Genomic DNA, 26,668 nt, shown 5'->3' with positions numbered 1-26,668 from the left:
GTTTTTTAGTGTGGCTGTGGTGGAATTGGTGCCTGTCACCGTTTTTCTCTTTTGCAAAATGGTTATCTCGTTATCACGATCGGTCCCCTTGGTCTAAGTTGCTAAAATAGGAATTTTCCCATACTGATTAGGCCGCTAATCATCCCTATTCCGCCCATGGTGCCTTTTCCCACTTTAAGTAAGCCTTCAAGTATTCCTGGCTGGCCTTTTCCTTGGTTATTCCCCCATCCCATCGGGGCCCACGGAGCACCCCATCCCATGGGGTGACCCTGTCCTCCCCAGCCTGCAGGGGTTCCAAAGCCGTTCCAGTTCGCCTGCTGTCCATTAGCATTGGCTCCATAACCGTAACCGAAAGGACTAATGGGATGCTGTGGCAAAGCGGCAAGATGTCCGTGTGCGGGCATCCCTATCCCTGCAGGATGGACTGGATGCAGTTGACCCCAAGGGAAGGACGGCTTTTGAGTATTGAACCCCATATTGCCAGGGGGTTGAGCCCAACCTGGAGGCTGTCCTTGTACTTGTGCGATCTTACCGGCATGGTTGATTGGTATGGGTTGCACCCAAGGAGTGTGGTTTCCTTGAGGTGCGTAACCTGGATGTTTAGGAAGCTGCGGCCAGTTGGCCGGCTGCTCTACCGATTCCCAATCGTCATTTTCAACCGGCGGCAACCAAGTCCCGAGTTGTTTTTGCGGCAGCGACGTGGAACTCGGCTGTTCGGGAAGTTGCAGCCAGTTGGCAAGCTGTTCATGTGACTGCCAATCGTCATGATCAATCGACAGTATCGGTATCCCGTTGTGTCCATGAGAGGTATGGTCCTTATTGTCAGCCGGTGTTGTCCAACTGGAAGAAGGCTCTTGTGCTGCCAAACTCATGTGACTGAGGGGTGAAGTATCATTAACAAGTGGTTGTTCAATACGCTGAAAACCCTTTAAACCTGAAATATGGTTAGTAAATTGCTGCCGGCTCCCATTTGAACTCTCATACCAATACTGGTGCATACGCCTATTCCCCTTATTAAAAAAATGTGATGTTTACATTAGCCTATGCCATATTCCTTTTTGTGGATGGTTAAATAACTAGGTCTACAAGCCCCTATTTAAAAGAATGGGTGCGTGATCCAGTAGATGTATGTGCCTAACACCACGCTCGGTTTTAAGAAAATATCTGTAATAAATGCTTGTCCGCTTCCATATGTATGAATGGAGACGTATCCCGGCTGAATGGTTGCCGGCTGCGAATTTTTCACACTGGAGGCACAATCATGAAAAAATTCAAACCACTCATCGTACTAGCATCGCTTCTTATTGCCCTGACCCTTATCATTCCGGCCGTGCTCGTGTTACCCTTTTCAGGCGAGCATCAGGCGAGCGGGAAATTAGGGGAAGACTTAACGAAGAAGGGGGGCTCCCAGACAAAAGAGGCGAATGCCACTCCTCAAGCCACGGATCCTGCGGTTGAAGTCGCGGTATTCCGTTCGGCCAAATCGAAAATTGAGACTGTCCAATTAGAAAACTATCTTGTTGGTGTGGTGGCGGCGGAAATGAATGCGGATTTTAAAGAGGAAGCTTTGAAGGCGCAGGCGCTGGCGGCAAGAACCTATATCGTAAATAGACTAGTTAACAAAGATACAATTGGTGTACCAAAAGGAGCGCAGGTCACCGACACACAAAACAATCAAGTATATAAAAATGATGATGAGTTAAGGAAGCAATGGGGCGCTGATTATGAATGGAAAAGGAAAAAGATTTTGGATGCTGTCCGGGCAACAGGGGGGCAGATTTTAACTTACGATGGAAAACCGATTGATGCTCTGTTTTTCTCAACGAGCAATGGGTATACCGAGAACTCAGAGGACTATTGGCCAAGTAAATTTCCTTATTTAAGAAGTGTATCGAGCCCTTGGGATAAACAATCACCGAAATTTACCTCACAAAAGGTGTTGCCTGTTAAAGAGTTTGAATCATTGCTTGGTGTGAAGATTGGTGCCGGATCCACAATTGGAAAAATTGTCGAGCGCACAACCGGCAAGCGTGTCGGAAAAGTAGATTTTAATGGGAAGGTTCTAACTGGAAAGGATGTCCGAGACAAACTAGATTTGCGGTCGTCTGACTTTGTCTGGGAGCGGAAGGGTGACAATATTGTCATTACGACAAAAGGCTTCGGTCATGGCGTTGGTATGAGCCAGTACGGCGCGAATGGCATGGCTGAGGAGGGTGCTGATTATCAAGAGATTGTGAAGCACTATTATCAAGGTGTGGAGATTTCACCAGCGGATCCGATGCTTGCAACACTTACGGCACAGAAATAGGTTTTATTATGGATGGAGCCAGGCCTTTGAGCCTGGCTTTTATGTTTGGGGATACCCCCTAGTTCAATAGATGAAACGACTTTCGAGTATCCCTCATAAATTTAGTTACCATCACAACGATAGATCATTTGCACCACACCAGAGGAGAATGTTCTTGTCTGAATCATTTTTAAATGGATTCTCTGTTTTACATCCATAAACAGCGGTTTTCCTTCTCCCAAAACAACAGGGTGAACAGATAATCTAAATTCATCAACAAGCCCCAAATTGATAAAAGTGGTAATGAGACTCGCTCCACCATAGAGCCAGATGTCTTTACCAGACGTGTTCTTCAATTTATTTACTTCTTCCAGAATAGAATCATTGATAAAGATGGCTTGATGATCAGTCACTTTTTGTGTTCTGGAAAAAACATATTTCTTTTTACTATGGACCAATTTCCACATTTCCTTTTCGGTATCCGGGTCATCACTTCTTTTTGGAGTATATTGTCCCCATAAATCGTAGCTTTTTCTACCATAAAAAATGGTATCAATTTGATTCAAGAAATCAGTAAACCCCATTTCAGGATCCATGATGCACCAATCAACTTCTCCATTTTTCCCTTCAATAAAACCATCTAACGTAACCGCTAAATCTAAAATAATTCTTCTCTGGTTTACGTTATTTGTCATAACTCTTCCTCCTTTTATCATTCCCAGTTACCACGTGAACCCGCCCGAGCAGTCCCGCAAGCCGCATAAACTTCCCTTTAAACAGGGCCCCGCGCACAAAATAGAAGCTAACGCTAATTCCAGTGAAATCTTTGACGAGGTCAAACCATGAAGCCGAGCGGTAGGCGTAGAAGGATTGATGGAATTCATCACTAACACCGTAAAGGGCTGCGAAAAGGGCACAGGCCACGTTTAAAGAAGACGTGAACGGGCGGCTGCGTGTCAGAAAGGCGAGCACGAGTAAAAAGTATAATATCGCGAACTCTATTAAATGGAGCGACTCTTTCAGATTGCGGTCGATAAAGGAATTGGGCAGCTCAACAAATTGATTAGATGGCAGGCTTGATTGAATAAATACCGCCGCCATGTAGAGTAAGGGCAGCAGTCGCAGCACCCATTTTAAGACTTTCATATCAGTACCTCCGATAAATTTTAAAAATAAATGCATAAAAACCCTCGCGCTGTCGAAAAATAAGTTTTAAAAAAATTTTTGGACTAGTGTATATAATTCTAGTTATCTGTTCAGAATGATTGCTGAGGTGATGAAAATGAGAGAGGAAGAAAACAAACGATCTTCTCAAAGTTCCAGCGTAAAACGCTTTTTCAAAAAGCGTTGGGTATTTCCAGCCATCTATATCGCAAGTGCAGCAATCATTTTAACCGGGGTTCTTTGGTATCAAGCAAGCAGCAGCAACACCGATAAGTATGATTACAAGTCTACGGACCTTGCCGGTAAAAAGGACCAAACACCAGCGGTTGAAGTCAACAAGCCATTTGAAAACTTTAAAATGCCGGTGGACAAAGCCACTGAAGCAGTTGTGAAAACCAAGTTCTATGATTTCCAAGGCAAAGCAGAAGACCAGGAATCAGCATTAGTATTTTACAACAATACGTACCAACAAAACACAGGTATTGACTTGGCGTTGAAAAACGGTGAAACGTTTGATGTCACGGCATCACTTAGCGGAACCGTCAAACGTGTAGAAGAAGATGCAACCCTCGGGAACGTCATTGAAATTGAGCACGACAATGGTATTGTAACACAATACCAATCCGTTAAAGACATAAAAGTAACGGTTGGCGAGCAAGTAAAACAGGGACATGTTCTTGCCAAGGCTGGGCAAAGCTTGTTCAATGAAAAAGCTGGAACACATGTACATTTTGAAATTCGTAAAGACGGCGTGGCAGTTAACCCAACAAGCTACTTTGATAAACCATTGAGCTCGTTGCAGGAAAATACCGAGTCTACAGAAATGCCGAAAAAGAAGCAAGAAGAACAAAAGATTGATGATCCTGCTTCCGACACTGAAGACGAATCAACCAATACTACAGATAATCAAAACTCTTAATAGCGTATCAAAGGGGAAGGGGAATACTTTTCCTCTTTTTTTTATATTCGGATTTTTTTCCTATTTCTAGCATATTGTTTATAATGGTAGAAAAGGGAGGGATTATGTTTGAAAAAAATAATAGGGATTCTGTTGCTGCTTGTCGTGATGGCCTCGATTGCCGGCTGCAGCAAAGAACCGACACCGGAGGAGCGATTTTCCGACTACATAGCACTTTGGAACAAACAAAAGTTTACGAAGATGTATGATTACCTTTCTAATGATGCAAAACAGACGATCACCAAAGATGAGTTTACCACTCGCTATCAAAAAATATACGAAGATCTTCAGATTACAGGCCTCAAGATTGATTTCAAAAAACCAAAAGAGGATAAAGATGCGAAGGAGAAGGTTACCTATTCTTTTAGTGCAAAAATGAACAGCATCGCAGGACCTATTCATTTTAGCCAAAAAGCGAAGTTACAAGAAGAAAAAAGAGACGATAAGAAGAACTGGTATCTAGACTGGAATACTGGATTCATTTTTCCAGAATTGAAAGAGGGCGATACGATTGGCCTCAGTACGGTTGCCCCGAAACGCGGGGAGATTGTGGATCGCGATGGGGACGGGATGGCGGTCAATGGGCAGGTGTATGAGGTTGGCGTGGTAGCCGGAAAGGAAGATCCGGCGGTTCTAGAGTCGCTTTCGGCGCTGCTGGGGATGCCGAAGGAGCAGATTACAAAGGCGCTCGGGGCGAACTGGGTGAAGCCGGGGCTGTTTGTGCCGCTCAAGAAGGTGTCGATGGATGACCAGGAGCGGATTGCGCAGTTGGTGGCGCTAGAGCCGGTGCAGACGCGGAAGGTGGAGGCACGGGTGTATCCTTTCGGGGCAGCCGCGGCACAGTTAGTGGGGTATGTGGGCTCGATAACGGCGGACGAATTGGAGAAGCGGAAGGACAAGGGCTACACGGACAAAGATGTGATTGGGAAGCGCGGGCTTGAGCAGGTGCTGGATGAGCAGCTGAAGGGCACGAGCGGCGTGAAGATTGTGATGAAGAAGAAGTCTGGGGATGCGGTGCTGGCCGAAAAGCCGGTGGTGGATGGGAAAAATGTAAAGTTGACGATTGATGCCGATGTGCAGGAGGCCGTGTTTGCGGAGATGACGGGTGCTAGTGCTGAGGGTGCAGCCGGTACATCGGGTGAGGCCGGGACGGCAGCGGTGATGAATCCTGTGACCGGTGAGACACTTGCGCTTGTCAGCAGCCCGTCGTTTGACCCGAATCAGGCGGTGCTAGGGTTCTCAGCGGAGGAATGGAAAGGGTTGCAAGATGACCCGCGAAAGCCGTTGACGACGCGGTTTAAGCAAGCATATGCACCAGGCTCGGTAATGAAGCCGCTGACAGCTGCGGTGGGCTTGGCAGGTGGTTCGATTAAGCCTGAGGAGGGAGTGCCGATTCTTGGCAAGCAATGGCAGAAGGATAAATCGTGGGGCGGTTACTTTGTGACGCGGGTGCATGCCGGGACGGATCCGGTGAATTTGGAAAAAGCCCTCGTGTATTCCGACAATATATATTTTGCCCAGGCGGCGCTGAAAATAGGGAAACAAGGATTTACGGATGGGTTGAAGAAGTTTGGCTTTGAGGAGGACCTCGGATATCCGTTCCCGCTTGAGAAGTCCGTGATTGGCGGCCTTGACAATGAGATTGCGCTTGCGGATTCGGGCTATGGGCAAGGGCAGGTCCAGATGAGTGTGGTTCATTTGCTTGCGTCCTATACACCGTTTGTGAGTGGCAACGACGGCAATATGATCAAGCCGATCTTGCTGGCGGATGAGGCGCAGGGGCAGGTGCTGAAGGAGGCGGCGGTCTCGGCAGAGCATGCGGGGCTGATTGCGGCAGATTTACGGAAAGTCGTGGGTGACGCGGCAGGTACGGCACATGCGGCGGAGATGGCGGATTATCCGTTGGCGGGCAAGACGGGCACGGCGGAGATGAAGCTAAAGCAAGGCGAAACTGGGACAGAAAACGGCTGGTTCATCGCATACAACCCTGACGATCCGCGGCTGATGGTCGCGATGATGGTCGAAGGTGTCCAAGGTCGCGGCGGCTCCGGAATTCCGGTGAAGATGGTCAAAAATGTCTTTATGAAAATCAAATAGTGTTCAGCGGGGCCTTGCTAGTGGTGGTAGTGTTAGCTACACCACTAGCGGGGCCTTTTGTTATTTGGGCCGACTGAAAGGACAGTAGTAAGCGGCTAACCACTTTCCTGTCCACTTTGAACAATTTACTCTCGGGTTTTGGAGATTTACTTGTCACCTTTCGGGATTTATTCTTCACGTTAGGTTTCCCACCCTAGCTTATTCTTCGATAAAAACCTGCTCGGGATGCCACTGATATCTCCGCAAATCGATTACTCCGTTCAACCCTACCTGGACACCCTCCGCTTCAAGCGACATCCACTGCTCATTGTAGGAATCGTCCTCCTGAATGGCAATTTGACCCTTAGCATTGATGACCCGGTGCCAGGGTAGGTGGTGTTTCTGACTCATGGAATGAAGGATGCGGACGACCTGGCGGGCTGCACGAGGGCTTCCGGCAAGCCCGGCGATCTGTCCATAAGTCATAATCTTACCTTCTGGTATGTTTTGAATAATTTCCACTACTGCTGCTGTAAAAGGTGTCATAGGGATGATCCTTTCTGATGAACATTTATTTTCTCCCATTATACTTGAAATGTGCTGAAGCTTGCTGAAAAGGAATCGAAATTTGCCTCATATTAGGCGAGTTTGAACCAGAAATACTGATATTAAGTGGTTTAAAATCATTTTTTCGCTCGACAAATTTCTCGGGAAATAACGACATCCGCAGACGATTTCCTCGAGAAACCCCTTGGGACACGTGCATTCCCCCGAATGTCGAAAAAAGTGAAATTGTCCTATTTTCAAAAGATCCGACGAACACCCTTGTCCCGATTGTGGATTTTGTGCATAAACCCGTATCCAAGCTAATAAAATGGTTACAAACCTTTACAAAGAGAGTGTTTGAGGTGAAGAGTCGTTTGAAATTAGCGGGCATTCAGTCGGAGACATGATTATTCATTGTATTGTCAGAAGGGTAATACTTTCTGCCGCATGGTGTAAATAGTACTAATGGTGACAGGCACCATTTAGGAGACAGCAATAGTGTAAACGGTGACAGGCACCATTTACACAACACACACCTTTATAACTGTGCGGAAGCAGTATTCGTCGAAGTGATAAGCGGGTCTCATTTCACACTACTCACATCCATATTAGGGAGGGCGAGAGTGTGCACGATTACATCAAAGAGAGAACTATCAAGATTGGAAAGTATATCGTGGAGACGAGGAAAACGGTTCGCGTGATTGCGAAGGAGTTTGGCGTATCCAAAAGTACAGTCCATAAGGATCTAACAGAGAGACTTCCTGAAATTAATCCAGAGCTGGCAAACGAGGTTAAAGAAATTCTAGATTATCATAAATCGATCCGTCATCTCAGGGGTGGAGAGGCGACAAAAATGAAATATCAAAAAGAAGAAAAGGAAGGGGAGGCTGTTAAATAAACAGCCTTTTTTTCTTCAAACAGTACCACTTTTAAAAAAATTCCTCCTCTACCGACACATTTCCACAAAAGTCTACGTATTTTTATTAAATCGTTATGGAAATTTTAATGAATATGGTAGAATAGACAATTAGGAAAAGTATGTGGATTTTGTCTCCAAGGAGGAACGAAAAAAGAATGTTTGCAAGGGATATTGGAATTGACTTAGGAACGGCCAACGTGCTAATTCACGTAAAAGGCCGTGGAATTGTGCTGAATGAACCTTCCGTCGTGGCAATTGATAAAAATTCAAACCGCGTTTTAGCTGTAGGTGAGGAAGCTCGCCGCATGGTTGGCCGGACACCAGGAAACATCGTCGCCATCCGCCCGTTAAAAGACGGCGTGATTGCAGATTTTGATGTAACAGAAGCAATGTTAAAGCATTTTATTAATAAACTAAACGTTAAGGGCTTTTTATCGAAGCCGCGCATTTTAATCTGCTGCCCAACGAACATTACAAGTGTTGAGCAAAAGGCTATTAAGGAAGCTGCTGAAAAAAGCGGCGGCAAAAAGATTTACCTTGAAGAAGAGCCAAAAGTGGCAGCAATTGGTGCTGGAATGGACATCTTCCAGCCAAGCGGAAATATGGTAGTAGACATCGGGGGAGGAACAACGGACGTTGCTGTGCTTTCAATGGGCGATATCGTGACTTCTTCCTCCATCAAAATGGCCGGCGACAAGTTTGACATGGAAATTCTCAACTACATCAAGCGCGAGTACAAGCTGTTGATCGGTGAGCGCACGTCTGAAAATATTAAAATCAATATCGGCACCGTATTCCCAGGTTCTCGTTCGGAGGAAATGGAAATCCGCGGCCGTGACATGGTGAGTGGTCTACCGCGCACGATTACAGTTCGTTCTGAAGAAATCGAAGGCGCATTAAGAGAATCAGTTGCTGTGATCGTTCAGGCGGCAAAAAGCGTTCTTGAGCGCACACCACCAGAGCTTTCAGCTGACATCATTGACCGCGGCGTCATTTTAACTGGCGGCGGCGCATTGCTGCACGGCATCGACATGCTGCTTGCAGAAGAGCTGAAGGTACCTGTGCTTGTTGCGGAAAATCCAATGGACTGTGTGGCAATAGGCACCGGGATCATGCTGGATAATATCGACCGCATTCCTAATCGGAAATTAGGGTAAACCTTTTTTGGAAAAGTAAATCTGGCTCCTAAGAGGAGTTCGGATTGGTAAATGATGTTCGACAACAATCTTCTTGATTTGGGTCGTAGGACATCTTACCATATAAAAAGTCCAATGTAGCAGGCAGGACAAGCCTCGCTCATTGGGCTTTTTTTGGCTGGACCCTGGGTCCGATCATCAATTTTTCGCCAAAAATCTATCCTTTTTTGCAAGAATTGACTTTTTTCTGTAAAATATTAATGTGTTATCGTGAATAATTTTTTATAATAGAGAAAATGGACTTTTTGTAAAGAAATTTTTATAAAATAATTAGGATATAATAGGAAGTAAACTTGTGATCCGAACGGAATTCGGTTAAAGGGGAATAAGGAATGTCTGCAGATAATCTAAACCAGCAGCAAGCAAGGACGAGAGAAGAATATAAAAAAGGTAACCACGATGCTGACCACGAAAAAAGACTAGTGAATGTGGAAAAGGCGGATGCCGTTCCAAGTCCAACTAAACGCATCCGAATTCGCATGATTCCCATTTGGCTTCGTTTGCTGCTTTTGGTTGTTTTCATCTTTGTCAGTGTGGTAGCTGGTGCGGCTGTGGGGTACGGCGTGCTCGGCGGCGGAAAAATGGCAGATGTGTTTAAAGAGTCAACATGGACGCATATACTTGATTTAGTGGATAAGAAATAGCGGTAATACAGGAAAAATAGGGAAGGGACCCGGATTGCCCTTTCCTTTTGTCTATCATTAATAGTAGAATAAGGGGTAAATACTTGTTCCTAGTAGGAGGTACTAATTACATGCTTGATATTGAACAAATTAAAGAAATTATTCCGCACCGCTATCCGTTTTTATTGGTTGACCGTATTTTAGAGGTGGAGGAAGGAAAACGAGCTGTTGGAATTAAAAACGTTTCTGCCAACGAGGAATTTTTCAATGGCCACTTTCCGGATTATCCTGTCATGCCGGGTGTTTTAATCGTGGAAGCTCTTGCGCAGGTAGGGGCAGTCGCCGTTTTGAAAAAGGAAGAAAATCGCGGCCGCTTAGCTTTTTTTGCAGGAATTGACAATTGCCGCTTTAAAAGGCAAGTAAAACCCGGCGACCAGCTTCGCCTTGAAGTAGAAATGGTGCGGATCCGCGGGCCGATCGGCAAAGGCAAAGCCGTTGCGACCGTTGATGGCGAGGTTGCTTGTGAAGCAGAAATCACGTTTGCGTTAGGGGACAAAAAAGAATAATGTTGGATAAACGACTGGGATCTCGATCCTGGTCGTTTTTTTCGTGGATAAATGTTCCTGTCAACAATTTTTTCACAGTGGGGAAGCTAAAAACAGACCATTACATCTCAGCGGTCAATTATTTAGTGAAAGGGGCTTTTCGCTTGAAGAGAAAGTTATTTTTATTACTCGCAGGTTCTGTCCTATCCGGGGTGCTGCTTGTTGGCTGTAACAATAATGATGATCAAAATCCGCCACCACCAACAAATAATAATGTGAACACACCGGCGGACAATGATTTAAATGATAATTTCGATCGGAACAACGACTTGAATGATAACTTCAATCGGAATAACAATTTGAACGATAACTTCGATCGGAACAACAACTTGAACAACGATCATCACTATCCAGAGTCAGAAGACAAAAATACGGATACCGACAAAGACCCGGGTAAGGACAACAATACACCAAGAGAAGACATCATCGAGGATGACATCGACAGAAACGACGCAGACAACAAAGACGAATAAAAAGAAAGGGTGGCAGGCGGCTATTTCTTGGTGCCTGACACCCTTTATACGGTATTGACAGTGGCAAGTGCTCAAATGGTGCCTGACACCCTTTAGAATTCGCCGCCGGTTGCTACTAATGCTACTACTAGTAAAATAATAGAGACGATGATTATGATGTAAAGCAGTATGGATACGATGGTTATAATCCAGCCGAGAACTTTGCGTCCTGTTCGAATGAAATAAATCCCTAAGGCAATGGGGCCAAAGAAAAAACCTAAAATAGCCCAAAGCCAGCGACTTTTATTGTGCTTCGGCGCATCAAGGTATAAAAAAATAGCAATTATAATACCGATGATAAGTCCAAATGATCCTTTCAACATGTTTCCCCCTTTATATAAAAATTTACCAATACTATTAATATCACAATAATTGGCAGAAAATCAACAAAAATGTAAATAATCCCCCGAATTTTATCCAAAAGAAAAAACCAGTCCGAGGACTGGCGGCTTTTGTCGAACGAATGTCTAGCAAACAGATTAAGGATTTTTTACTTTAATTTTTGGTTTGCTCTTTATCTTTTCCTTGAATTCCCTGAGGAGATCTTCGCCTTCCAGCCCCTTTTGCATCAAATTGTCGAGCAGGAGCTCGGAATAATCGCTTTTATTGCGGCGCAAATGGCCTTCAAACAAGACGCTAATGTAGTTTTCAAACTTAAGCAGAGAGGAAATCTTGGTTTGAAAATAGGCCGGAGCGTTCTCCTTCTTCGTGATCACCGCTTCCACAATAATATCCTGATTCTGCTCGGAAATTTTTTTAAAATAATCATAGAGGGACATGTTTGTATACGCCTCGAGCAGCCAGGTGGAGTGTTCGTCCTCCTTATTTAAAATCAAGCCATCTACTAATGGCACCTCGACAGAAGAATGATCGCCAACGACATCCAATGAGTACAACTTAAACGATTTCATAGCAGCCTCCTGTTTATTTTTCCTAAATTATAACATACGCGACAGAAAAACAAATGTCGAAAAATATTTGTTGAAATTTGCAGAAACTGCCTTATGTGAAAAAAGTCCCTATTTTTTGACAAAAAAAGGGGTGATAACCGGCAGTCTTTGACAAAAACCACGCTGATAAACGCATTATCGCTATTTTACAACAATCAGACCTTGGGACTATGATAGAACCATCAAAGAAAAAGGAGTTGAAAGAATGATAAATCAGGTTACACTTGTTGGTCGGCTGACGCGGGATCCGGAATTAAAAAAGACGCCGGATGGGACGGCTGTATCACAAATATCGCTGGCAGTAAATCGCCACTTTCGCAACCATAATGGTGAAATTGAGGCCGATTTTGTACCGTGCACATTATGGCGGAAGGCCGCGGAAAATACGTGCCACTATTGTCGAAAAGGATCAGTTATCGGGATTACGGGCAGACTCCAAACCCGCCATTATGATAACAAAGAAGGCAAAAGGGTGTATGTTACAGAGGTGGTGGCTGAAACGGTCCGTTTCCTGAGCGCCAAACCACATGATGCTTCGCCTGAGCCCAAAAAGGAGGAAATGCCAGTTGGAAATTAATGATGACGCTGTCAACAACCTGGAGCAACTGCTGGAAAGCTTAATTAAAATGGTGGGAAAGGCCAATAAAAATGTCGACAGCCTGCAGAAACGCGTCAGTCAATTGGAATGGCTTATAAGAGAGCAGCAACTAGAGAACAAGGAACGTGGCCCCATTCAAATCTACTCCAGATACCCGCACGAATCTGCAAACAAATTTCCCATACACCTTTGAATCCTGGATTACTCGACCAAATACACCACAGATCTGCTTCATGAATTGTTTTTTGAAAAGACTTCCCTCGCACTGGTTCCGGTTGTTAGAGAAAATCAAGCACGCCTCCGTTATCATCCTCATTTTTCCGTCCGGCAGCCATTGCCGGATTTTTTTTATAAAGAGAAAGTATAAAAATCAGCGGCCCGGGAAAACTAGTAAAAAACCCCCCTGTTTTTTTAAAAAGAAGCCGCTGAACATGTGTCAGCGGCTTCTTCGATGTTACATTTTGTCCTTATGACGTTTATCTAACTTAATAAAGTTTACAATACAGTCTGCATAAAAACTCCTGCGTTTCGGACCGATGAGGGAAAGGTCAACAAGAGCCTTTTTTAATTCCGGTTCCAGTTCCACAAGCTTCAAAATCAGTCCAATGTCCGGATCCTCCGGATTTTCCTTCAGCACAAATCCGGGGGCCTCAACGTTTGGCAGCAACTGATCAAGCTCTTCCACCAGGTAGTCCTTCTCTACATTATATACTTCCGCAAAACGAATAACTGTTTGGTAATTCGGTATCGCTTTCCCTGTTTCATAACGACTGACTGTCGAACGGTGCATGTTCATCATGTTAGCCAGTGTTTCCTGCGACCAGTTTTGCTTGTCGCGCAGTTCCCTTAATTTTTTCGATAAAGACATCCTTTTCACCGCCGTCATAACATTGATGTTTTTAACTTAACGGTTTAAAAGTGTGCAAAGACCAAATGTGACAGTTGTGCACATTGATGATTGTGAAAAACGTGCACACCCTTTGAAAAAGGATTCTATTGGATAGGGGGCGTGCAGGAAAATGAATAGTATTGTCGAATAATAATGTTCGATAATTGTAAATTAATGGAGGTCCTTTATTTGAATAACACCAGTTCCATCATCCTGATTGGTAAAAAAGCTACAAACCAAGAATTACAGATCACATGCAAAACCAGCTCATTTGAAGAAGGGCAACTAATACCCAAATCAACTAAGAACTCTCCCTACCGAACCATCCCACTAGATGATAATGCAAATATTTCCTTTTATTTTCGGGATTGCAATGTAGAGTTTAATCTTGATGAACGATCGCTTTCGATTGCTGAGGGTGGTCGATTGCTAACAGAAGAGGATGCCTTCGACGTGTTAGCGGATTTTGCGATTAAAGAAGGGAGTAAGATTTCCTTCCTAAGAATTCCACCATTGCGTAAAAAACGGATGGGCAAGCGAGAGAAAGTGCAGGTCGTGTCAGAGGAGAAGAAACTTGTGGGGGATCTACCATAAATCGGAAAAGATGAATGAAGGGGCCACCGGAAACAACAACCGGGGCCTTTTTTGTATTCCCCACTCATTGCTCATGATGAGCTGTCCGCCCTACATGGACACTGTCCATGAATGGTGCCTGTCACCCTTAGTGCTATGTCCGTAGTGACAACGAAATTACCCCAAAAGTAGACACTGTTATGCCACAGATTTGACACTTTTTCGGAGGATTAAGACAAAATGTGATACACATTTAATATTTTTGTAACATAACTGGTACATTGGTTTGTTATAAATAGGGTACTAAGGAAAGGAGAAAGTGTATGCAAACGACAAGAAAGCGTATCATTCTCGTGTTACTTACCATGATGTTATGTGTATCAGGTTCAATGGTTACATATGCACAATCAAACAGCGATGCCCTACATAATGCCAAGCAGCAGCTAGACGAAAAAGAGAGATTAGTAGAGCAAAAGGTACAAGAACAGAAATCGGTCACTAAAGAAATACAAAATATTAAGCAAGAGTTAGAATCTGTTTACAATGAGATTACAAAGAACAAAGAAGAAATGGCAAAAACTCAAGCGAAAATTGATGAAACGAACAAACTCATCGAAGCGAAAAAAGAGGAAATTGTTGTGCTTGAGGACAAAATGCTCGCCCGCCAAGATATTATGAAAAAACGGGCAGTAGCGATGCAGCAAAATAGCAACGTCAATCTGATCGTGAACCTATTCTTTGAATCTGATAGTATTTCAGATTTCATCCAGCGTGCCAGTGCTGCGTCACAACTAATGGATGCCGATAAAGATATTTTGACGGCACAAAAAGAAGACCTTAAACAGATTGAAAAAGATAAAGAAGAGATTGATCGTCAAGAGAAGGTTTTAGAAGAAGGTCAAAAGGCGCTTGCTGCTCAGCAGGCAGAACTTGATCAAAACATGCAAAAACGACAACAAACCCTGTCTGCCATGCAGGAAAGATATACCCAAATTGCTCAGCAAGTAGCGCTTGCCGAGCAGGAGAAATCCGGGCTTGAAAATCAGATGAGAGATATTCAAGCTAAAATTAGTGCAGAGCAAGAAGCGGCAAGTGCGCGGGGAGCTGCTGCATCCGCTTCGTCAACCCCATCTCAAGAAAATGTCGGTGTGGCGATAAACGGGAAAGAGATGTATGTTACAGCGACCGCATACACTCCATTTGATGGTGGAACCATTACATCGTCTGGCTATAATATTGCAGCCAATCCAAATATGAAATTGATTGCAGTGGATCCGTCCGTTATCCCAATGGGCAGCAAAGTATGGGTAGAAGGGTACGGGGTAGCCATTGCTGGTGATACAGGCGGTGCCATTAAAGGTCATAGAATTGATGTACTTATGCCAACAAAGGCAGCTGCGTATTCATGGGGCAGAAAAACTGTAAAAGTTGTAGTTTTGAATTAGAAGCTTAACATCATACACGGAATGCAAAAAAGAGACCTAGCACGGGGAATCAACCTGGATGGGTCTCTTTTTTTGTTCTTTTGAATCCTAAAATTGGATATTTATGTTAAAATAGAAATAGAAAGTGTGGCGAGAATCCCCAGTGTAATGGAGGGAAGATATGTTAACGATCCCTAAAAATAAGTGGCTATTGTTTGGTTTATTACTCACGCTAGTGATGGGTTCAAATGTATTGGTTTATCATGCTGAATGGGCCGGCTCTCCTCCACCTGGAATGGCATTGGGCTCCTTATTTGACTTCATCATTACCGTGCCGTTACTTGTTTACGTTTTTATCATAAGAAAACGCTATTCGCTGAAGTATGTGCTGCCTGTTATGATCGCGGGATATGGTGCCGCAGGATTGATTATTCCAAAAATCTACCTATTAGGCTTTTCCTTTGTAAAATATATCTTATTTGCTGGCGAGGGTGCGTTTTTAGTAGTTGAGCTCTATGTAATCTTTAAGCTACTGGTGAAAATTCCGGCGATCATCAGAAGTTACCGGACAACCGAAATCGCAGCTGCAACGGAAAACCCAACCTTTCAACATCGAATGGAACAAGCATGGAATCAACAGATGAGACCCACTCGGGTGCGCGATATCTTTTTCTCCGAAATGACGATGGTTTATTACAGCATATTCTCTTGGAGGAAGAAACCTATATCTGGAGAGCGATCGTTCACCTATCATAAAAAAACAGGTGCGATTGCACTCTATATTATGCTCATTCACGCGCTTGTCTTGGAATCGGTCGGGTTTCACTTTCTGCTTCATTCATGGAATCCTACGGTCGCCATCATCGCATTGGGGCTAAATATTTATACGTTATTATTCTTTGTAGCAGAAATCCAGGCCATTCGCCTTTGTCCAATGATCATTACCGACACCCATTTATACCTGCAGGTCGGTTTCATGAAAAGGTTAACTGTACCTCTCAAGGAAATTAAAAGTTTTCACTATTATCAAGGTCCTGAGAAATTAACAAAAGTGGAAGCGCAGCATGTTTTTGATGCAACCGTAGCAGACTTTATGAAGGAAAAACCTACCTTTGAGTTGGAGTTTGTGCAACCGGCAGAAGCTAAGCTCCTCTATGGATTTAAGAAAAGGGTAAGGAAAGCGCACCTAAGGCTTGATGAACCGCAAAGGTTTTACACTGCACTCTCCGAAAAAATGAATAACATGGGCAATGTCTAAAAGTGCTTGTTAAGAAAAAGGGGGAAGATTCAAGTGAGTTTATCAGTGACGTTAGTAGTACTTGGCGGTTACCTTTTATTATCGTTGATTCTATTACCTATGCAGTATTCCTATGTGAAGGAATTGAAAAAAATGGACCAAAAGCGGAGGGAGCAGGGAATCAGCCAGAACGAAATGTATGACAGAATGGGTTTTGAACAACAGCAATTGAGTTTCAATGCGCAAGGAAACCCGCTATTTATCGGCGCAAATATATTCGCAACCATCCTTTATAAGTGGAAACATAAATAGAAAAAGAAAAATGCAAAGGCGCGGAGCCTTTGCATTTTTCTTTGCTGCCTTTTGGATGGATGGTGCCTGTCACCAATAACCACCCAGCTACCTTTGCCATCATCCTAAATAAACTAAGTTCTTCAGTTCATCGGTTGATAATTCGGTGATCCAGTTTTCGCTGGTGATGATTTGGTCGTTTAGGAATTGCTTTTTCTCGAGCATAGCGTCGATTTTCTCCTCAAGCGTCCCAGTGCAAATCAGCTTATGCACATGGACGAACCGTGATTGGCCAATCCTGTACGCACGGTCGGTGGCCTGGTTCTCAACGGCCGGATTCCACCAGCGGTCATAGTGGATGACGTGATTCGCCGCAGTCAGGTTCAAACCAGTTCCGCCCGCCTTCAACGACAGCAGGAATACAGGGAATTCTCCATCTTGGAATCGCTCAATCATCGTATCACGCTGCATTTTCGGTACGCTGCCATTCAAAAACGGCACCTCAACCCCAAATTTCTTCTTTACAGTCGCGCGGATCATTTCGCCCATTTCGATATATTGCGTGAAGATGAGACAACTTTCACCCTGTTCCAGAACAGCATCCACCAGCTCAACAAGCTTCTCCAGTTTATTCGACCGCTCTAACAGCTCGCGCCCTGCCGCCCGCTCCTTTAAATAGAGGGCGGGGTGGTTACACAATTGTTTCAAGCGACTAAGCATTTGTAAAATTAATCCCTTGCGTTCAAAGCCCGACAATTTTTCAATTTCAGCAAACGTGTCATGAATCAACTGCTCATACAAGGAGGCTTGTTCTGCCGTAAGTGGGCAGTACTCCTTTTGCTCCAGCTTATCAGGGAGATTAAGGGCAACCTCTTCATCCCTTTTCGTCCTGCGCAGTAAAAATGGCCGAATCAACGATTGGAGCTGCTGAACCTTTTCCTTCTTCTCATTCTTTTCAATCGGAATGACGAACTTCTTCTGAAACTGGCCCAAACTGCCAAGATACCCATGATTGGTAAAATCAAAAATCGACCACAGTTCGGAGAGACGATTTTCCATTGGTGTGCCCGTTAACGCGATATGATGGCGGCCGCGTAACTTGCGCACCGCCTTGGATTGCTTTGTCTGCGCATTCTTGATGTTCTGCGCCTCATCAATCGCGATCGAGCTCCAAACTAGCGATTGAAACTCTTCAGAATCGAGGTGGCTTAATCCGTAAGACGTCAATACTACATCGGCAGCTTGCACTTTCTCAGAAAAAGCCTCCTCCTTTAGGCGGTTTGACCCATAATGTAAATATACTTTCATCTCGGGAGCGAAGCGCTCCAGCTCCTTCTGCCAGTTCCCCAGCACAGACGTCGGACAGATAATCAACGCCGCATTCGTCGGAACCTTTTTCTTAGGAGCATCCGCTCCCGCCGCGTCTCCAACAACAGTTTTCCTCTTCCGCGTAGTGCTATTGGTGACAGGCACCATTTCACTACCCTCCACCGTGTTAATAGTATCAACGGTGTCAGGCACCACCACTGAATCCCTGACTTTCAGCAGGTAAGCGATGAGTTGGACGGTTTTGCCGAGGCCCATGTCGTCGGCGAGGCAGGCGCCAAAGCCGTGCTCCCGCAAGAACCAGAGCCAGCTCATGCCAAGCTGCTGGTAGGGGCGGAGTTCACCGTTCAGCCCCGAGGGAACATCCGTTAAAGGGATTTCATGCACTTCCGACAATTGCTTGATCATCTGTTTCCATTGACGATTCAATTCAATTTGAATTTTCGCAAACGCCTTCGGATTTTCCAGCTCGTCGCCCTCAGACTCGCCATGATCTACCAGCTCCTGCTCAAGCAAATCGCGGACATGCAAGCCTTCCTTTTCGGCACGCTTCATCAAATCCTGAATTTGTCGAATAAACTGCGGGTCGAGCTTCACCCAACGACCACGAATATAGACAAGCCGCCGCTTTTCTTCGACAAGCTGCCCAAACTCCTCCTCGGACAAGTCGACACCATTCATCGAAAACCGCCAGTTGAAATCAAGCATCGCCTGCAGCCCAACAAACGATGGGCGGTGGCTTGACCCACCCTTCAGCGATGCCTTCACCTTCAAATTGGCATTTTTCATCGCCTGCCACCAGGAAGGAAGAAGGATTTCAACATCCAAGGCAACGAGTGTCTCACTGGCCTCCGTTAAAAACATCCACGCTTCTTCTTCGGTAAGATGCGTTTTAAAATGGCCATCCTCACCGCCCAGCCATGGAATCAACCGAACCCAGCGTTCCCGCTCACGCCCCACCTTATCTAAAAAGGGCCGCCACTTCGCAGGAATCTTTCCGGTACTAGCACCAGCGCCATCCACATCAACAACGTGATCGTCATTTTTCTTCCCTCGTAAAAATACATCCAGGCTCCACGCACCTTCGCCATCAACCGGTTCATCCAGCCGCAGCCCAATCGTAAAGGGTGTATCGCTTTCTTTAATCCCAACCCACTCAAGCCAGCTTTCCTCATCAAAATAACGAGCCAGTTCCACACCCGAAATATTTTGCTTTTTCAACAAATCGAGCTTCGGTCCGAACAGTTCCTTCATCGCTGAATTTCTTGTTAAATAAGCATCAAGGGCGCTGTTAAATAAAGAGGATATGTAGCTCTTCGTCGTGCCAAGGTTATTTTCCAAGGATTCAATGGACTCATCGCCGTCGGCAGTGAGTTCCTTAACGGCTGGACCCGCATTCTCATCCAACACCTTTTGCTCCCAAAAAGACGAGTCAAATTCATCCTTTACCCGCTCCGGCAGTTTCCAGCGGAAATCACCAGAGGGCCCCCAAACCGAAAAATCCGGGAGCCAATCTTTTTCTAGAATACCTTCATGAAGCGAAAAGGCGGCCGCCAGACAAATCTCAGATTGATCATTCCAGTCCCACTCGATAAAGCGATTGAACGACTCTTTAGCAAAAAGAGAGACCAGCTGCCAGCCTGTCACCACTACGCCTTGAACCCCGTTCACCGTCTCCGTTTCCAGAAGTGTGCCAAAGAAGCTTTCCTCATGGCTGCTAAAAACAAGGTTCTTCCACCTGGACGGGTTCATAGTGGAACCATGTTCATTCTGAGCCGTTAGCAGATAACGACCATCTCCTAATGTAGTTGTCAGTAATTTCATAAACCTGGTTTTCAGCATGATCAAACGTACTCCTTCAACGGGGGCAGGGCTAAAAACAACCGCAACCCATAGATATAAAAATTATGCACAACAACTGTCCGTCTGGGGTGGAATGGTGTCCGCGAAGGGTGTCAGGCACCATTCGTGGAAGCACCATTCCACGTCAGCCTTCTATCAATTTACTCCGACGGCATTCCTCTTGAAAGGCCCGCAGCCGCTTGGTCCGTTCCAGCAGGGTATCCAAGAAATAGTGCCAATCGTCGACGCGCTTCAGCTTCTTATACAACGTCCGCAGCTTCTTCAAATGCCGCACCGCCATCCGGTAGCTACCGCGATTCTTCTGGTCAATCTCACGCTGCGCCGTCTGGTGCAGCATCGCGAGCAGCACCTCCGGCCGCTCCTTCTCAACCACTTTCAAGCGATCCTTCGGCAACTCATAAAAGTCCAACCCAACAAACGCCTGGAGCTCCCCCCAGCGATCATACTGCTTGCGCTCAAACAACAAATACTCATACTCCCCAAAGCTATACGGCAGCATCACAAGCAACGCCCGCTCGTACACATCCAAGCGGTCCTCCTCCGCACAATACGGCGCCACCGCCCGCAGTGCATTCCGTACAAACGTCGCACAGCTATGATACCCGGTCAACAACTCCAAATACGGCTTTACCTTTTGCAAAAACAACTCAATTAACGGCCCGACCCGGCGCCACGCCTTCAAGCCCGATAAATAATCAATCCAATACACCAGATACGGCGCAATCTCCTCCGCACGAAACAGCCCAATTAACTTCAGCGCCTTCTCATCGTCCCCAACCAGCAAATTCAAATGAACCCCGGCCGTCATCAACGGCAGCGGATTCTCCCAATCCTGCAGCCCCTTCAGCCCAGCCTGAATCTTCACCAATTCCGCCTCACGCCACGGCTTCTTTTTGAAAAAGTGCACCCACAACAGCCGGTATAAATAAATCCGCTCATACTCAAGGCCGCTCGCACACGTCAAAAGCGCATACGCATCGTCCTTCAACTTCTCAATAAACTCATCAAACGCAAACGGCAGCGATTGAACGCCAATTTTCACCGCCAACCCCTCGGCATCTTCCATTAAATGATGGAACACATGCAAATAGGCACGCTTCACCGAGGCCTCATCATGCCCAAGCCGCTCAGACAATGCCGCCATCTTCCGAAACGACACCACAATCGCAACCAACTCATAAAGCAAGCGCCACTCCTGCTCGACCGGGGCACTCGCGTGAATCCGCCGCTCATAAATCCCAAACAACTCCGGAATCACATACGGGCTCGTATGCTGTTTCGAGGCAAGCAGCGTATCAAAACTCACCTCAAACGAATGCACCCAGCGGCCATAATCCGGCTGCAGAATGCCATTCGCCTTAATCAAATCCTTCGCCGTCTGCATCCCCCAGCCAGCCGCCGCTTTTTGCGCGCGAATCGGTTCGCGGAAGGAAGAAACCCAATCCGCCACACTGCCTAGCTTCGAATACGCACTGAAAAACACCGCCAGCTGATGGCGGCACAAGCCTTCCGTCGGGCACGAGCACTCACAGAGCGCCAAAAAGTCGAGATCAAGCAGCACCTTCACCGGCGTCACATCCTGCACCACCGCCGTCACCGTATGCTCCCCGCTATCCACATGCTGCACCAACCCCTGCCGGTACAGCATCAGCCCCTTTTGCACCAGCTTCGCATCCTCCGCCGCATTCGGGCTCAGCAGCTCCCGCAGTTCCCCGGAAAATTCAAGCAATAATTCCGTCGCCTCCAAGATTGCAACCCCCTCTTTTTGGAAAAATAAAAAACGCCTATCCAGCCAATTTCTATAAAATGTATGTACGTCCGTCATCAAAAATCAAAAAATCCATATTCCCCTATTATACCCAAAAAACCATGATTAGAGGAGAGGGAAGTCTTTTAACAAAAAAAAGCCGCCCGCTTTACATCACGGGGTAGGCTCAGAATTGGGTTGGTCATTTTTAGATAAAGTAGAAAAATACTCAAACAACTGCGTAAGATACCTGTTAAGCTCAAACCCGTCTTCATTAGCAAACTCCGATAATAGCAAACTATTTTCCTTCATCACATAATCCCTCCCTATCTAAAGTATGGACAGGGAATGACTCTTTTAAACATAAAAAAAGCCAATCTTCAAAAATAGAAGACTGGCTTTCGAATGCTAGTAAAACCGCTTAAATGCAGCGAAATGGGCGCTATAATAGGTACTTTTTAAATTGGAAATCATGATGCCGTGCTTCTCGTCGGCGTGGATAAATTGATCGCCGCCGAGGTAGATGCCCACGTGGGAAATTCCTTGCTTATATGTATTTTGGAAAAATACGAGATCGCCAGGCTTAGGGTTGTCCACATAATAACTGCGATCATAGAACCCAGCTGCCGAATAGCGGCCGATTTTCGTACCGGATTTGTTCGCAACATAATAGATGAACCCGCTGCAATCAAAGCCGGAGAGAGAGCTGCCGCCCCAAACATAAGGGATGCCCATTAAGCTCTTTGCTACAGTGACCACATTACTTGAATCAACAACAGTCCCGGGTGCGGGTGCTGTAGTAGTGGCCTGGCCCGTTACCGTAAGCTTTTGCCCCACGTAAATCATGTCGGAAGTCAGGTTGTTAAGTGCCTTCAAGTTCTGGACGGTCGTTTGGTATTGCATTGCAATTTTCCCAAGAGTATCACCGCTCTTGATGATATACTCACTCGTTTCGGCAGAAGGCTGCACGGGTGTTGCCGGTGTCGTTACTACTGGTGCTGCAGGCGTGTTCTGCTGCACACCGGAAACCTTCAGTGTTTTCCCGGCATAAATCAAATCGGACAATAAATTATTTAGTGATTTCAGCTGTGAAACACTCATGCCAAATTGAACCGCAATTTTGCTCAGGGTGTCGCCACTTTTGATGGTATATTCACCAGTCGATGCCGGTGTCGTGGGAACGGTTGTGGATGGTGCCGGTATGGTAGGCTGCGGCGCTGTCACGGTAATAGACTTTGCCGGAGATACCTTCAGCTGCTGCCCAACATAAATCAAGGTACTCGTCAGATTATTCCACTGTTGGAGCTCAGCGACCGTAATATTATAACGGTTGGCAATTTTGATCAATGCATCGCCGCTAACAACGGTATAGGTATCTTGCTGTACCGCTTCTACGGTTGTGGTCGCTGGACCCGTGGAAATTTGCAGAATTTGATTTTCAAAGATTAGATCGGATTTCAAACCGTTCTGGGCTTTAATCTCATTAACACTTGTCTTATATTTCGAAGCAATTTTCGATAGGTTGTCACCCTTTTGTACTTTGTACGTATCGGCAAGGGCAGGCCCGGCAAAAAGCGTCGAAAAAACAGCAGTTGTCGATACAGTGCGGACAATAGATTTCTTCATCTCGTAAAAATCACCTCATAGCTTCATATTTTTATTAATTTTACCATAGTTTGCTAATGTCTTGGCGAAAAAATTGCGAAACACGAAGAATTTCCCGAGAAATTAGAAAGATTTGCCGAAAGCGTGGGAAATGGGGTGAAGCAGGGGACGGTTCTTTTGCTTCACATGAGCAAAATGAAAGGTTCATCTTTTGAACTAAACCTTTACTTCAATATGCGATAACGAATGCTTCAAGAAACGTTACCTGTTAGTGGAAAATTAGCTACTAATGTAAAAAGCGGGCCCAGATGAGAGAATTAGCATGGTTCGATAAATAAGCGGAGAAATTTCTCTTAATTATCAAATAGCACAGAAAATAGCTTAAATAGACGGAAGGAATCCGACTATTGACTCAAAAAAAGTAAAAATGGGTATCTTACCTGTGCTTAATCGGAAAACCTCCGCTTAAATAGCCCGAACCGTGCGCTATTCTCCAGTCTAACCGAAAAATCTCCGCCTATTTTAAAATTCACTGGTTACTCAATTAAGAAAAAGACTTCTTAATGTTTTGTTATTGTGGGCACAGATTGAAATGGTAAGTCGCTGCTATAACAAGCCAACCAGTCGAAGTCCATGGAAAATCCCGTCATCATCAACGGATTTTGTCACATATTTGGCGGAAGCTTTTACTGTTTCTTCCGCATTCCCCATGGCGACACTATTTTTTACAGCTAAGAGCATTTCGATATCATTCAGCCCATCCCCAAAAGCATAGTGTCGTTCGGGAGGAATCGCTAATTTCTGTACGATCTTTTCAATTCCCTTCGCTTTCGATCCGCCCTTTGGAAGGATATCAACGGAAACAGGATGCCACCTAATAAAATCAAAGTCATGATAGTCCCGTTCGTATGGCTGTTCTTCCCCTTCTGGACAAAATAGGAGAGTTTGATACAATTCACGCCCTTTGTAGTAGTGCGGGTCGTGCGAAGGGAAACGATCAATTTTTAACGTTTTAATGCTTTCCTTAATGTAAGTATGTTCCGGGACGTTTGCCCTCATATCTTCATGGTCCATAAAGACAACAGGGTGCTCGTTTTGAAGCGCTGTTTCCGTTAACTTTTGCAAAGAGGTGACATTTAATGGATTGGTATAGATTACTTCGCCATTTAACACAACATATTGTCCGTTATAACTGACAAATGTATGAATATCCAATTCTTTACGCAAATCAGCAAACATAAAAGGGGCCCGTCCCGTTGCAATCGCTACAACATGTCCCTGTTCCTTTAATTTAAAAATGGCCTCTTTCGTTGATAGGGGTAATTCTTTATTGGAGTTAAACAAGGTACCGTCAATATCAAAAAAAATAACGCTTTGATTCATCACGTTCAAACCTACTTTCAAAGTTAATCGTTAAATAAGATTACAAAAACACCCACATTATATGTAAGTGTTAAATATAATACGTAACGATTATTTTTTCCAGTTTACTGCTGGTGCCTGACACCACTTTCCAATAACTGGGTAATTATCCCCGTTTGAATACTCCGAATGCAGGACTAAATTACCAAAAATTGTGAACAGAGAGGAGTTTCTCCTTTTTATAAAGAAATGATATAAGAATATTCCACTATAAGGGAGAGAACACCATGAGAAGTAGCCGTCCATATAAATCTCCAAATGCTGCCATGCTGTGGTCACTTGTGCTGCCAGGTTTTGGACAGTTGTATAACAAGGATTATTTTATGGGAATAACGCTGCTCGGATTAGAGTTCTTGATCAATCTAAAGTCCAATCTCAATCTGGTTCTGGTAAACTCCTTTAAAGGTGACATTCTCGCTGCCCATCAACCAGTTAATTACAGTTGGGCGCTGTTTTACCCATCTGTCTATGGATTTGCGATGTGGCAGGCGTTTAACACAGCGAGGGTCAATAACCACAAACTGACAGGCAACGAGGTTGAAAGAAGAACGTACCTTACCGGTTTCTTTATTGGTCTGGTAATTGGCATGGATTTCGGCCTATTTTGGCATGACTGCCGCTATATAAAGATGCTCCCATTTTTAGACTATCCCGTTTTTAACGGAATCGTGTTTGGGGTGGTGCTTGGCCTAGTAGGTCATTTTATTGAAAAAAGACACTATCGAAATAGAGAGTGATTTGCCACATCTATGGAGCGAAGGGAAATACGTAATCGACAGTAAACGAAGGTTATACGACAGTAATTAGGGCGTATCCGACAATAAATGAAGGCTAACCGCCAGTAACTAAAGCGTATGCGATAGTAAATAGCCGTGGTCGACCACTTCCACTAAATTTCAAGGGCACTTGTAAAAATTAATCAACTACCTCCGAGTTACTTCAACAAAAAGCTACTAGTAAGCGTTGAAATGCCACAAGAATGTAAAGTTAGCTTCACTCCATTTTTAGGAAAAAACCTCCATAAAGTGACAATTCTAGTTTTTTACAATTTATAGTAAATAATCTAAGATATTCTTATTGATTATTATGTTTTTCGGCAATATTAAAAGGGTATTTCATTTAATGCCATAGTTCTAGTTCTAGGTATAAAAATTAAACATATGTATGAGTAGTTGAAATCCAACCCATAATAAACATAACTGGGGTGATTTAGATGTCAAATTATAGTGATTTTTTTCATAGTTCTGTTCAATCTCCATACACATCTTACAAAATTGAAGATAAAAGTTTTAAAGAAAGAAATAGTCTTGTTTTGGAATTGTATAGCTACATCTCATGGGTTGAAAAAAGTATAAAACACCTTGATGGCATTGGTAATATTACAAAAAAGCTAATCCAAAATGATACTTCTGTTGATGTAACTTTAGATGTTTATGATGCATTTAAATCCTACTTTAAGAAGGAAGTTAAACTATTACTTAACGAACTATTTAAAACCATTATTCGCGAACCGTTAGATCAAAATAATATTGATAGGTTTGAAAAATTATTAAATTTAATAAAGGAACCATTTGAAGAAGTAAAAAATTATCCTTTAAACAAAAAATTACATGTGGAAGAACTTAATGGTTGGTTTTTATCACTAGTGGAAACCTTAGAAGGTTCCGTCCATAAATTGTTGAAATTCATAAAAAAGGTGGGATACAATTTGGTTTTATCATCTCAAGAAATTGCCGTGATAGCCAGGACAAACCCAAAAAAGGTATCTACCAATTATGACAATAGAAACGATTTTTATGGGGACTCTAATATAGGTGGCAAAATGCCATCTTCTTGTGTTACTGCTGCATAAGGAGG

Annotated in this window: 28 protein-coding genes; 16 read left to right on the top strand and 12 right to left on the bottom strand. The window is 44.5% G+C overall.

Annotated elements, in window-relative coordinates; translation table 11 throughout:
• Positions 1-101: 101 nt before the first annotated feature.
• Both G6554_RS25585 and G6554_RS12565 read right to left on the bottom strand, forming a co-directional pair.
• The gene (locus G6554_RS25585) at positions 102-668 is read right to left on the bottom strand and encodes a hypothetical protein (RefSeq protein ID WP_207343029.1); all 567 of its coding nucleotides are present in this window, start codon (positions 666-668) and stop codon (positions 102-104) included.
• On the bottom strand, positions 632-802 hold the full coding sequence (locus tag G6554_RS12565) for a hypothetical protein (protein WP_166242322.1): 171 nt from the start codon (positions 800-802) through the stop codon (positions 632-634). The genes G6554_RS25585 and G6554_RS12565 overlap by 37 nt, the downstream gene beginning before the upstream one ends.
• A gap of 459 nt (positions 803-1,261) precedes the next feature.
• Here G6554_RS12565 and spoIID point away from each other — a divergent pair, with 459 nt between their 5' ends.
• Complete coding sequence (spoIID, locus tag G6554_RS12560) at positions 1,262-2,308, top strand: stage II sporulation protein D (protein WP_166242320.1); 1,047 nt, start codon at positions 1,262-1,264, stop codon at positions 2,306-2,308.
• A gap of 101 nt (positions 2,309-2,409) precedes the next feature.
• On the opposite strand, the gene G6554_RS12555 is transcribed toward spoIID, so the two are convergent.
• Both G6554_RS12555 and G6554_RS12550 read right to left on the bottom strand, forming a co-directional pair.
• On the bottom strand, positions 2,410-2,982 hold the full coding sequence (locus tag G6554_RS12555) for a dihydrofolate reductase family protein (RefSeq protein ID WP_166242318.1): 573 nt from the start codon (positions 2,980-2,982) through the stop codon (positions 2,410-2,412).
• On the bottom strand, positions 2,972-3,433 hold the full coding sequence (locus tag G6554_RS12550) for a VanZ family protein (protein ID WP_166242316.1): 462 nt from the start codon (positions 3,431-3,433) through the stop codon (positions 2,972-2,974). The genes G6554_RS12555 and G6554_RS12550 overlap by 11 nt, the downstream gene beginning before the upstream one ends.
• Before the next feature lie 136 nt (positions 3,434-3,569).
• Between G6554_RS12550 and spoIIQ the strand changes: the two genes are divergently transcribed.
• Together spoIIQ and G6554_RS12540 are read left to right on the top strand one after the other, a co-directional pair.
• Complete coding sequence (gene spoIIQ, locus G6554_RS12545; protein WP_166242314.1) at positions 3,570-4,370, top strand: stage II sporulation protein SpoIIQ; 801 nt, start codon at positions 3,570-3,572, stop codon at positions 4,368-4,370.
• Between the two features lie 108 nt (positions 4,371-4,478).
• Positions 4,479-6,506, top strand: a complete 2,028-nt coding sequence (locus tag G6554_RS12540) for a penicillin-binding transpeptidase domain-containing protein (RefSeq protein ID WP_166242312.1) — start codon at positions 4,479-4,481, stop codon at positions 6,504-6,506.
• Between the two features lie 198 nt (positions 6,507-6,704).
• Here the strand turns inward: G6554_RS12540 and G6554_RS12535 are convergent, their stop codons facing one another.
• Positions 6,705-7,031, bottom strand: coding sequence for an MGMT family protein (locus G6554_RS12535; protein WP_166242310.1), 327 nt, complete (start codon positions 7,029-7,031; stop codon positions 6,705-6,707).
• 625 nt (positions 7,032-7,656) lie between these two features.
• On the opposite strand from G6554_RS12535, the gene spoIIID reads away from it, so the two are divergent.
• The 5 genes from spoIIID to G6554_RS12510 all read left to right on the top strand — a co-directional run bounded on the left by spoIIID (position 7,657) and on the right by G6554_RS12510 (position 10,847).
• Entirely contained in the window at positions 7,657-7,929 is a 273-nt protein-coding gene (gene spoIIID / locus G6554_RS12530; RefSeq protein WP_007086083.1) for a sporulation transcriptional regulator SpoIIID, read from the top strand.
• Positions 7,930-8,105: 176 nt separating this feature from the next.
• Positions 8,106-9,107, top strand: coding sequence for a rod shape-determining protein (gene mreB / locus G6554_RS12525; RefSeq protein ID WP_166242308.1), 1,002 nt, complete (start codon positions 8,106-8,108; stop codon positions 9,105-9,107).
• 371 nt (positions 9,108-9,478) lie between these two features.
• Positions 9,479-9,790 carry a DNA-directed RNA polymerase subunit beta gene (locus G6554_RS12520; protein WP_166242306.1) on the top strand — a complete coding sequence of 104 codons (312 nt, stop codon included), beginning with the start codon at positions 9,479-9,481 and terminating at the stop codon, positions 9,788-9,790.
• Positions 9,791-9,900: 110 nt separating this feature from the next.
• Positions 9,901-10,335 (top strand): 3-hydroxyacyl-ACP dehydratase FabZ, encoded by a 435-nt coding sequence (gene fabZ, locus G6554_RS12515; RefSeq protein ID WP_166242304.1) that lies wholly within the window; start codon positions 9,901-9,903, stop codon positions 10,333-10,335.
• A gap of 143 nt (positions 10,336-10,478) precedes the next feature.
• Complete coding sequence (locus G6554_RS12510) at positions 10,479-10,847, top strand: hypothetical protein (RefSeq protein ID WP_166242302.1); 369 nt, start codon at positions 10,479-10,481, stop codon at positions 10,845-10,847.
• Positions 10,848-10,939: 92 nt separating this feature from the next.
• On the opposite strand, the gene G6554_RS12505 is transcribed toward G6554_RS12510, so the two are convergent.
• A complete protein-coding gene (locus G6554_RS12505) occupies positions 10,940-11,209 on the bottom strand; it encodes a hypothetical protein (RefSeq protein ID WP_166242300.1) in 270 nt (89 codons plus the stop codon).
• A gap of 156 nt (positions 11,210-11,365) precedes the next feature.
• Complete coding sequence (locus G6554_RS12500) at positions 11,366-11,797, bottom strand: YwpF-like family protein (RefSeq protein WP_166242298.1); 432 nt, start codon at positions 11,795-11,797, stop codon at positions 11,366-11,368.
• A gap of 244 nt (positions 11,798-12,041) precedes the next feature.
• Here G6554_RS12500 and ssb point away from each other — a divergent pair, with 244 nt between their 5' ends.
• On the top strand, positions 12,042-12,413 hold the full coding sequence (gene ssb / locus G6554_RS12495) for a single-stranded DNA-binding protein (RefSeq protein ID WP_166242295.1): 372 nt from the start codon (positions 12,042-12,044) through the stop codon (positions 12,411-12,413).
• Positions 12,403-12,627, top strand: coding sequence for a hypothetical protein (locus G6554_RS12490; RefSeq protein ID WP_166242227.1), 225 nt, complete (start codon positions 12,403-12,405; stop codon positions 12,625-12,627). The genes ssb and G6554_RS12490 overlap by 11 nt, the downstream gene beginning before the upstream one ends.
• Before the next feature lie 261 nt (positions 12,628-12,888).
• Here G6554_RS12490 and G6554_RS12485 read toward each other — a convergent pair whose 3' ends face one another.
• Positions 12,889-13,302: a helix-turn-helix domain-containing protein gene (locus tag G6554_RS12485; protein ID WP_166242293.1), complete on the bottom strand. Its 414-nt coding sequence runs from the start codon at positions 13,300-13,302 to the stop codon at positions 12,889-12,891.
• A 210-nt stretch (positions 13,303-13,512) separates the two neighbouring features.
• Between G6554_RS12485 and G6554_RS12480 the strand changes: the two genes are divergently transcribed.
• The 4 genes from G6554_RS12480 (at position 13,513) to G6554_RS12465 (ending at position 16,869) form a co-directional block, all read left to right on the top strand.
• Positions 13,513-13,917 (top strand): hypothetical protein, encoded by a 405-nt coding sequence (locus tag G6554_RS12480; RefSeq protein ID WP_166242291.1) that lies wholly within the window; start codon positions 13,513-13,515, stop codon positions 13,915-13,917.
• 302 nt (positions 13,918-14,219) lie between these two features.
• Positions 14,220-15,341 carry a 3D domain-containing protein gene (locus tag G6554_RS12475; protein ID WP_166242289.1) on the top strand — a complete coding sequence of 374 codons (1,122 nt, stop codon included), beginning with the start codon at positions 14,220-14,222 and terminating at the stop codon, positions 15,339-15,341.
• A gap of 160 nt (positions 15,342-15,501) precedes the next feature.
• On the top strand, positions 15,502-16,578 hold the full coding sequence (locus G6554_RS12470) for a hypothetical protein (protein WP_166242287.1): 1,077 nt from the start codon (positions 15,502-15,504) through the stop codon (positions 16,576-16,578).
• A gap of 33 nt (positions 16,579-16,611) precedes the next feature.
• Positions 16,612-16,869 carry a DUF3949 domain-containing protein gene (locus tag G6554_RS12465; RefSeq protein ID WP_166242285.1) on the top strand — a complete coding sequence of 86 codons (258 nt, stop codon included), beginning with the start codon at positions 16,612-16,614 and terminating at the stop codon, positions 16,867-16,869.
• A 99-nt stretch (positions 16,870-16,968) separates the two neighbouring features.
• Here the strand turns inward: G6554_RS12465 and G6554_RS12460 are convergent, their stop codons facing one another.
• The 4 genes from G6554_RS12460 to G6554_RS12445 form a co-directional block, all read right to left on the bottom strand.
• Positions 16,969-20,016, bottom strand: a complete 3,048-nt coding sequence (locus G6554_RS12460; RefSeq protein WP_166242283.1) for a DEAD/DEAH box helicase — start codon at positions 20,014-20,016, stop codon at positions 16,969-16,971.
• A gap of 145 nt (positions 20,017-20,161) precedes the next feature.
• The gene (locus tag G6554_RS12455) at positions 20,162-21,784 is read right to left on the bottom strand and encodes an SWIM zinc finger family protein (RefSeq protein WP_207343030.1); all 1,623 of its coding nucleotides are present in this window, start codon (positions 21,782-21,784) and stop codon (positions 20,162-20,164) included.
• Between the two features lie 408 nt (positions 21,785-22,192).
• Entirely contained in the window at positions 22,193-23,410 is a 1,218-nt protein-coding gene (locus G6554_RS12450) for a C40 family peptidase (protein ID WP_166242281.1), read from the bottom strand.
• A gap of 585 nt (positions 23,411-23,995) precedes the next feature.
• Positions 23,996-24,775 (bottom strand): Cof-type HAD-IIB family hydrolase, encoded by a 780-nt coding sequence (locus G6554_RS12445; RefSeq protein WP_166242279.1) that lies wholly within the window; start codon positions 24,773-24,775, stop codon positions 23,996-23,998.
• A gap of 263 nt (positions 24,776-25,038) precedes the next feature.
• Here G6554_RS12445 and G6554_RS12440 point away from each other — a divergent pair, with 263 nt between their 5' ends.
• Positions 25,039-25,548: a DUF5683 domain-containing protein gene (locus tag G6554_RS12440; protein WP_166242277.1), complete on the top strand. Its 510-nt coding sequence runs from the start codon at positions 25,039-25,041 to the stop codon at positions 25,546-25,548.
• A 476-nt stretch (positions 25,549-26,024) separates the two neighbouring features.
• Entirely contained in the window at positions 26,025-26,663 is a 639-nt protein-coding gene (locus G6554_RS12435; protein ID WP_166242275.1) for a hypothetical protein, read from the top strand.
• Positions 26,664-26,668 lie beyond the last annotated feature (5 nt).

The sequence above is a fragment of the Bacillus sp. MM2020_4 genome (genome assembly GCF_011250555.1).
Lineage (GTDB): Bacteria > Bacillota > Bacilli > Bacillales > Cytobacillaceae > Neobacillus.
Note: the sequence above shows the minus strand (reverse complement) of the source record. Positions and strands in the feature narration are given on the sequence as shown.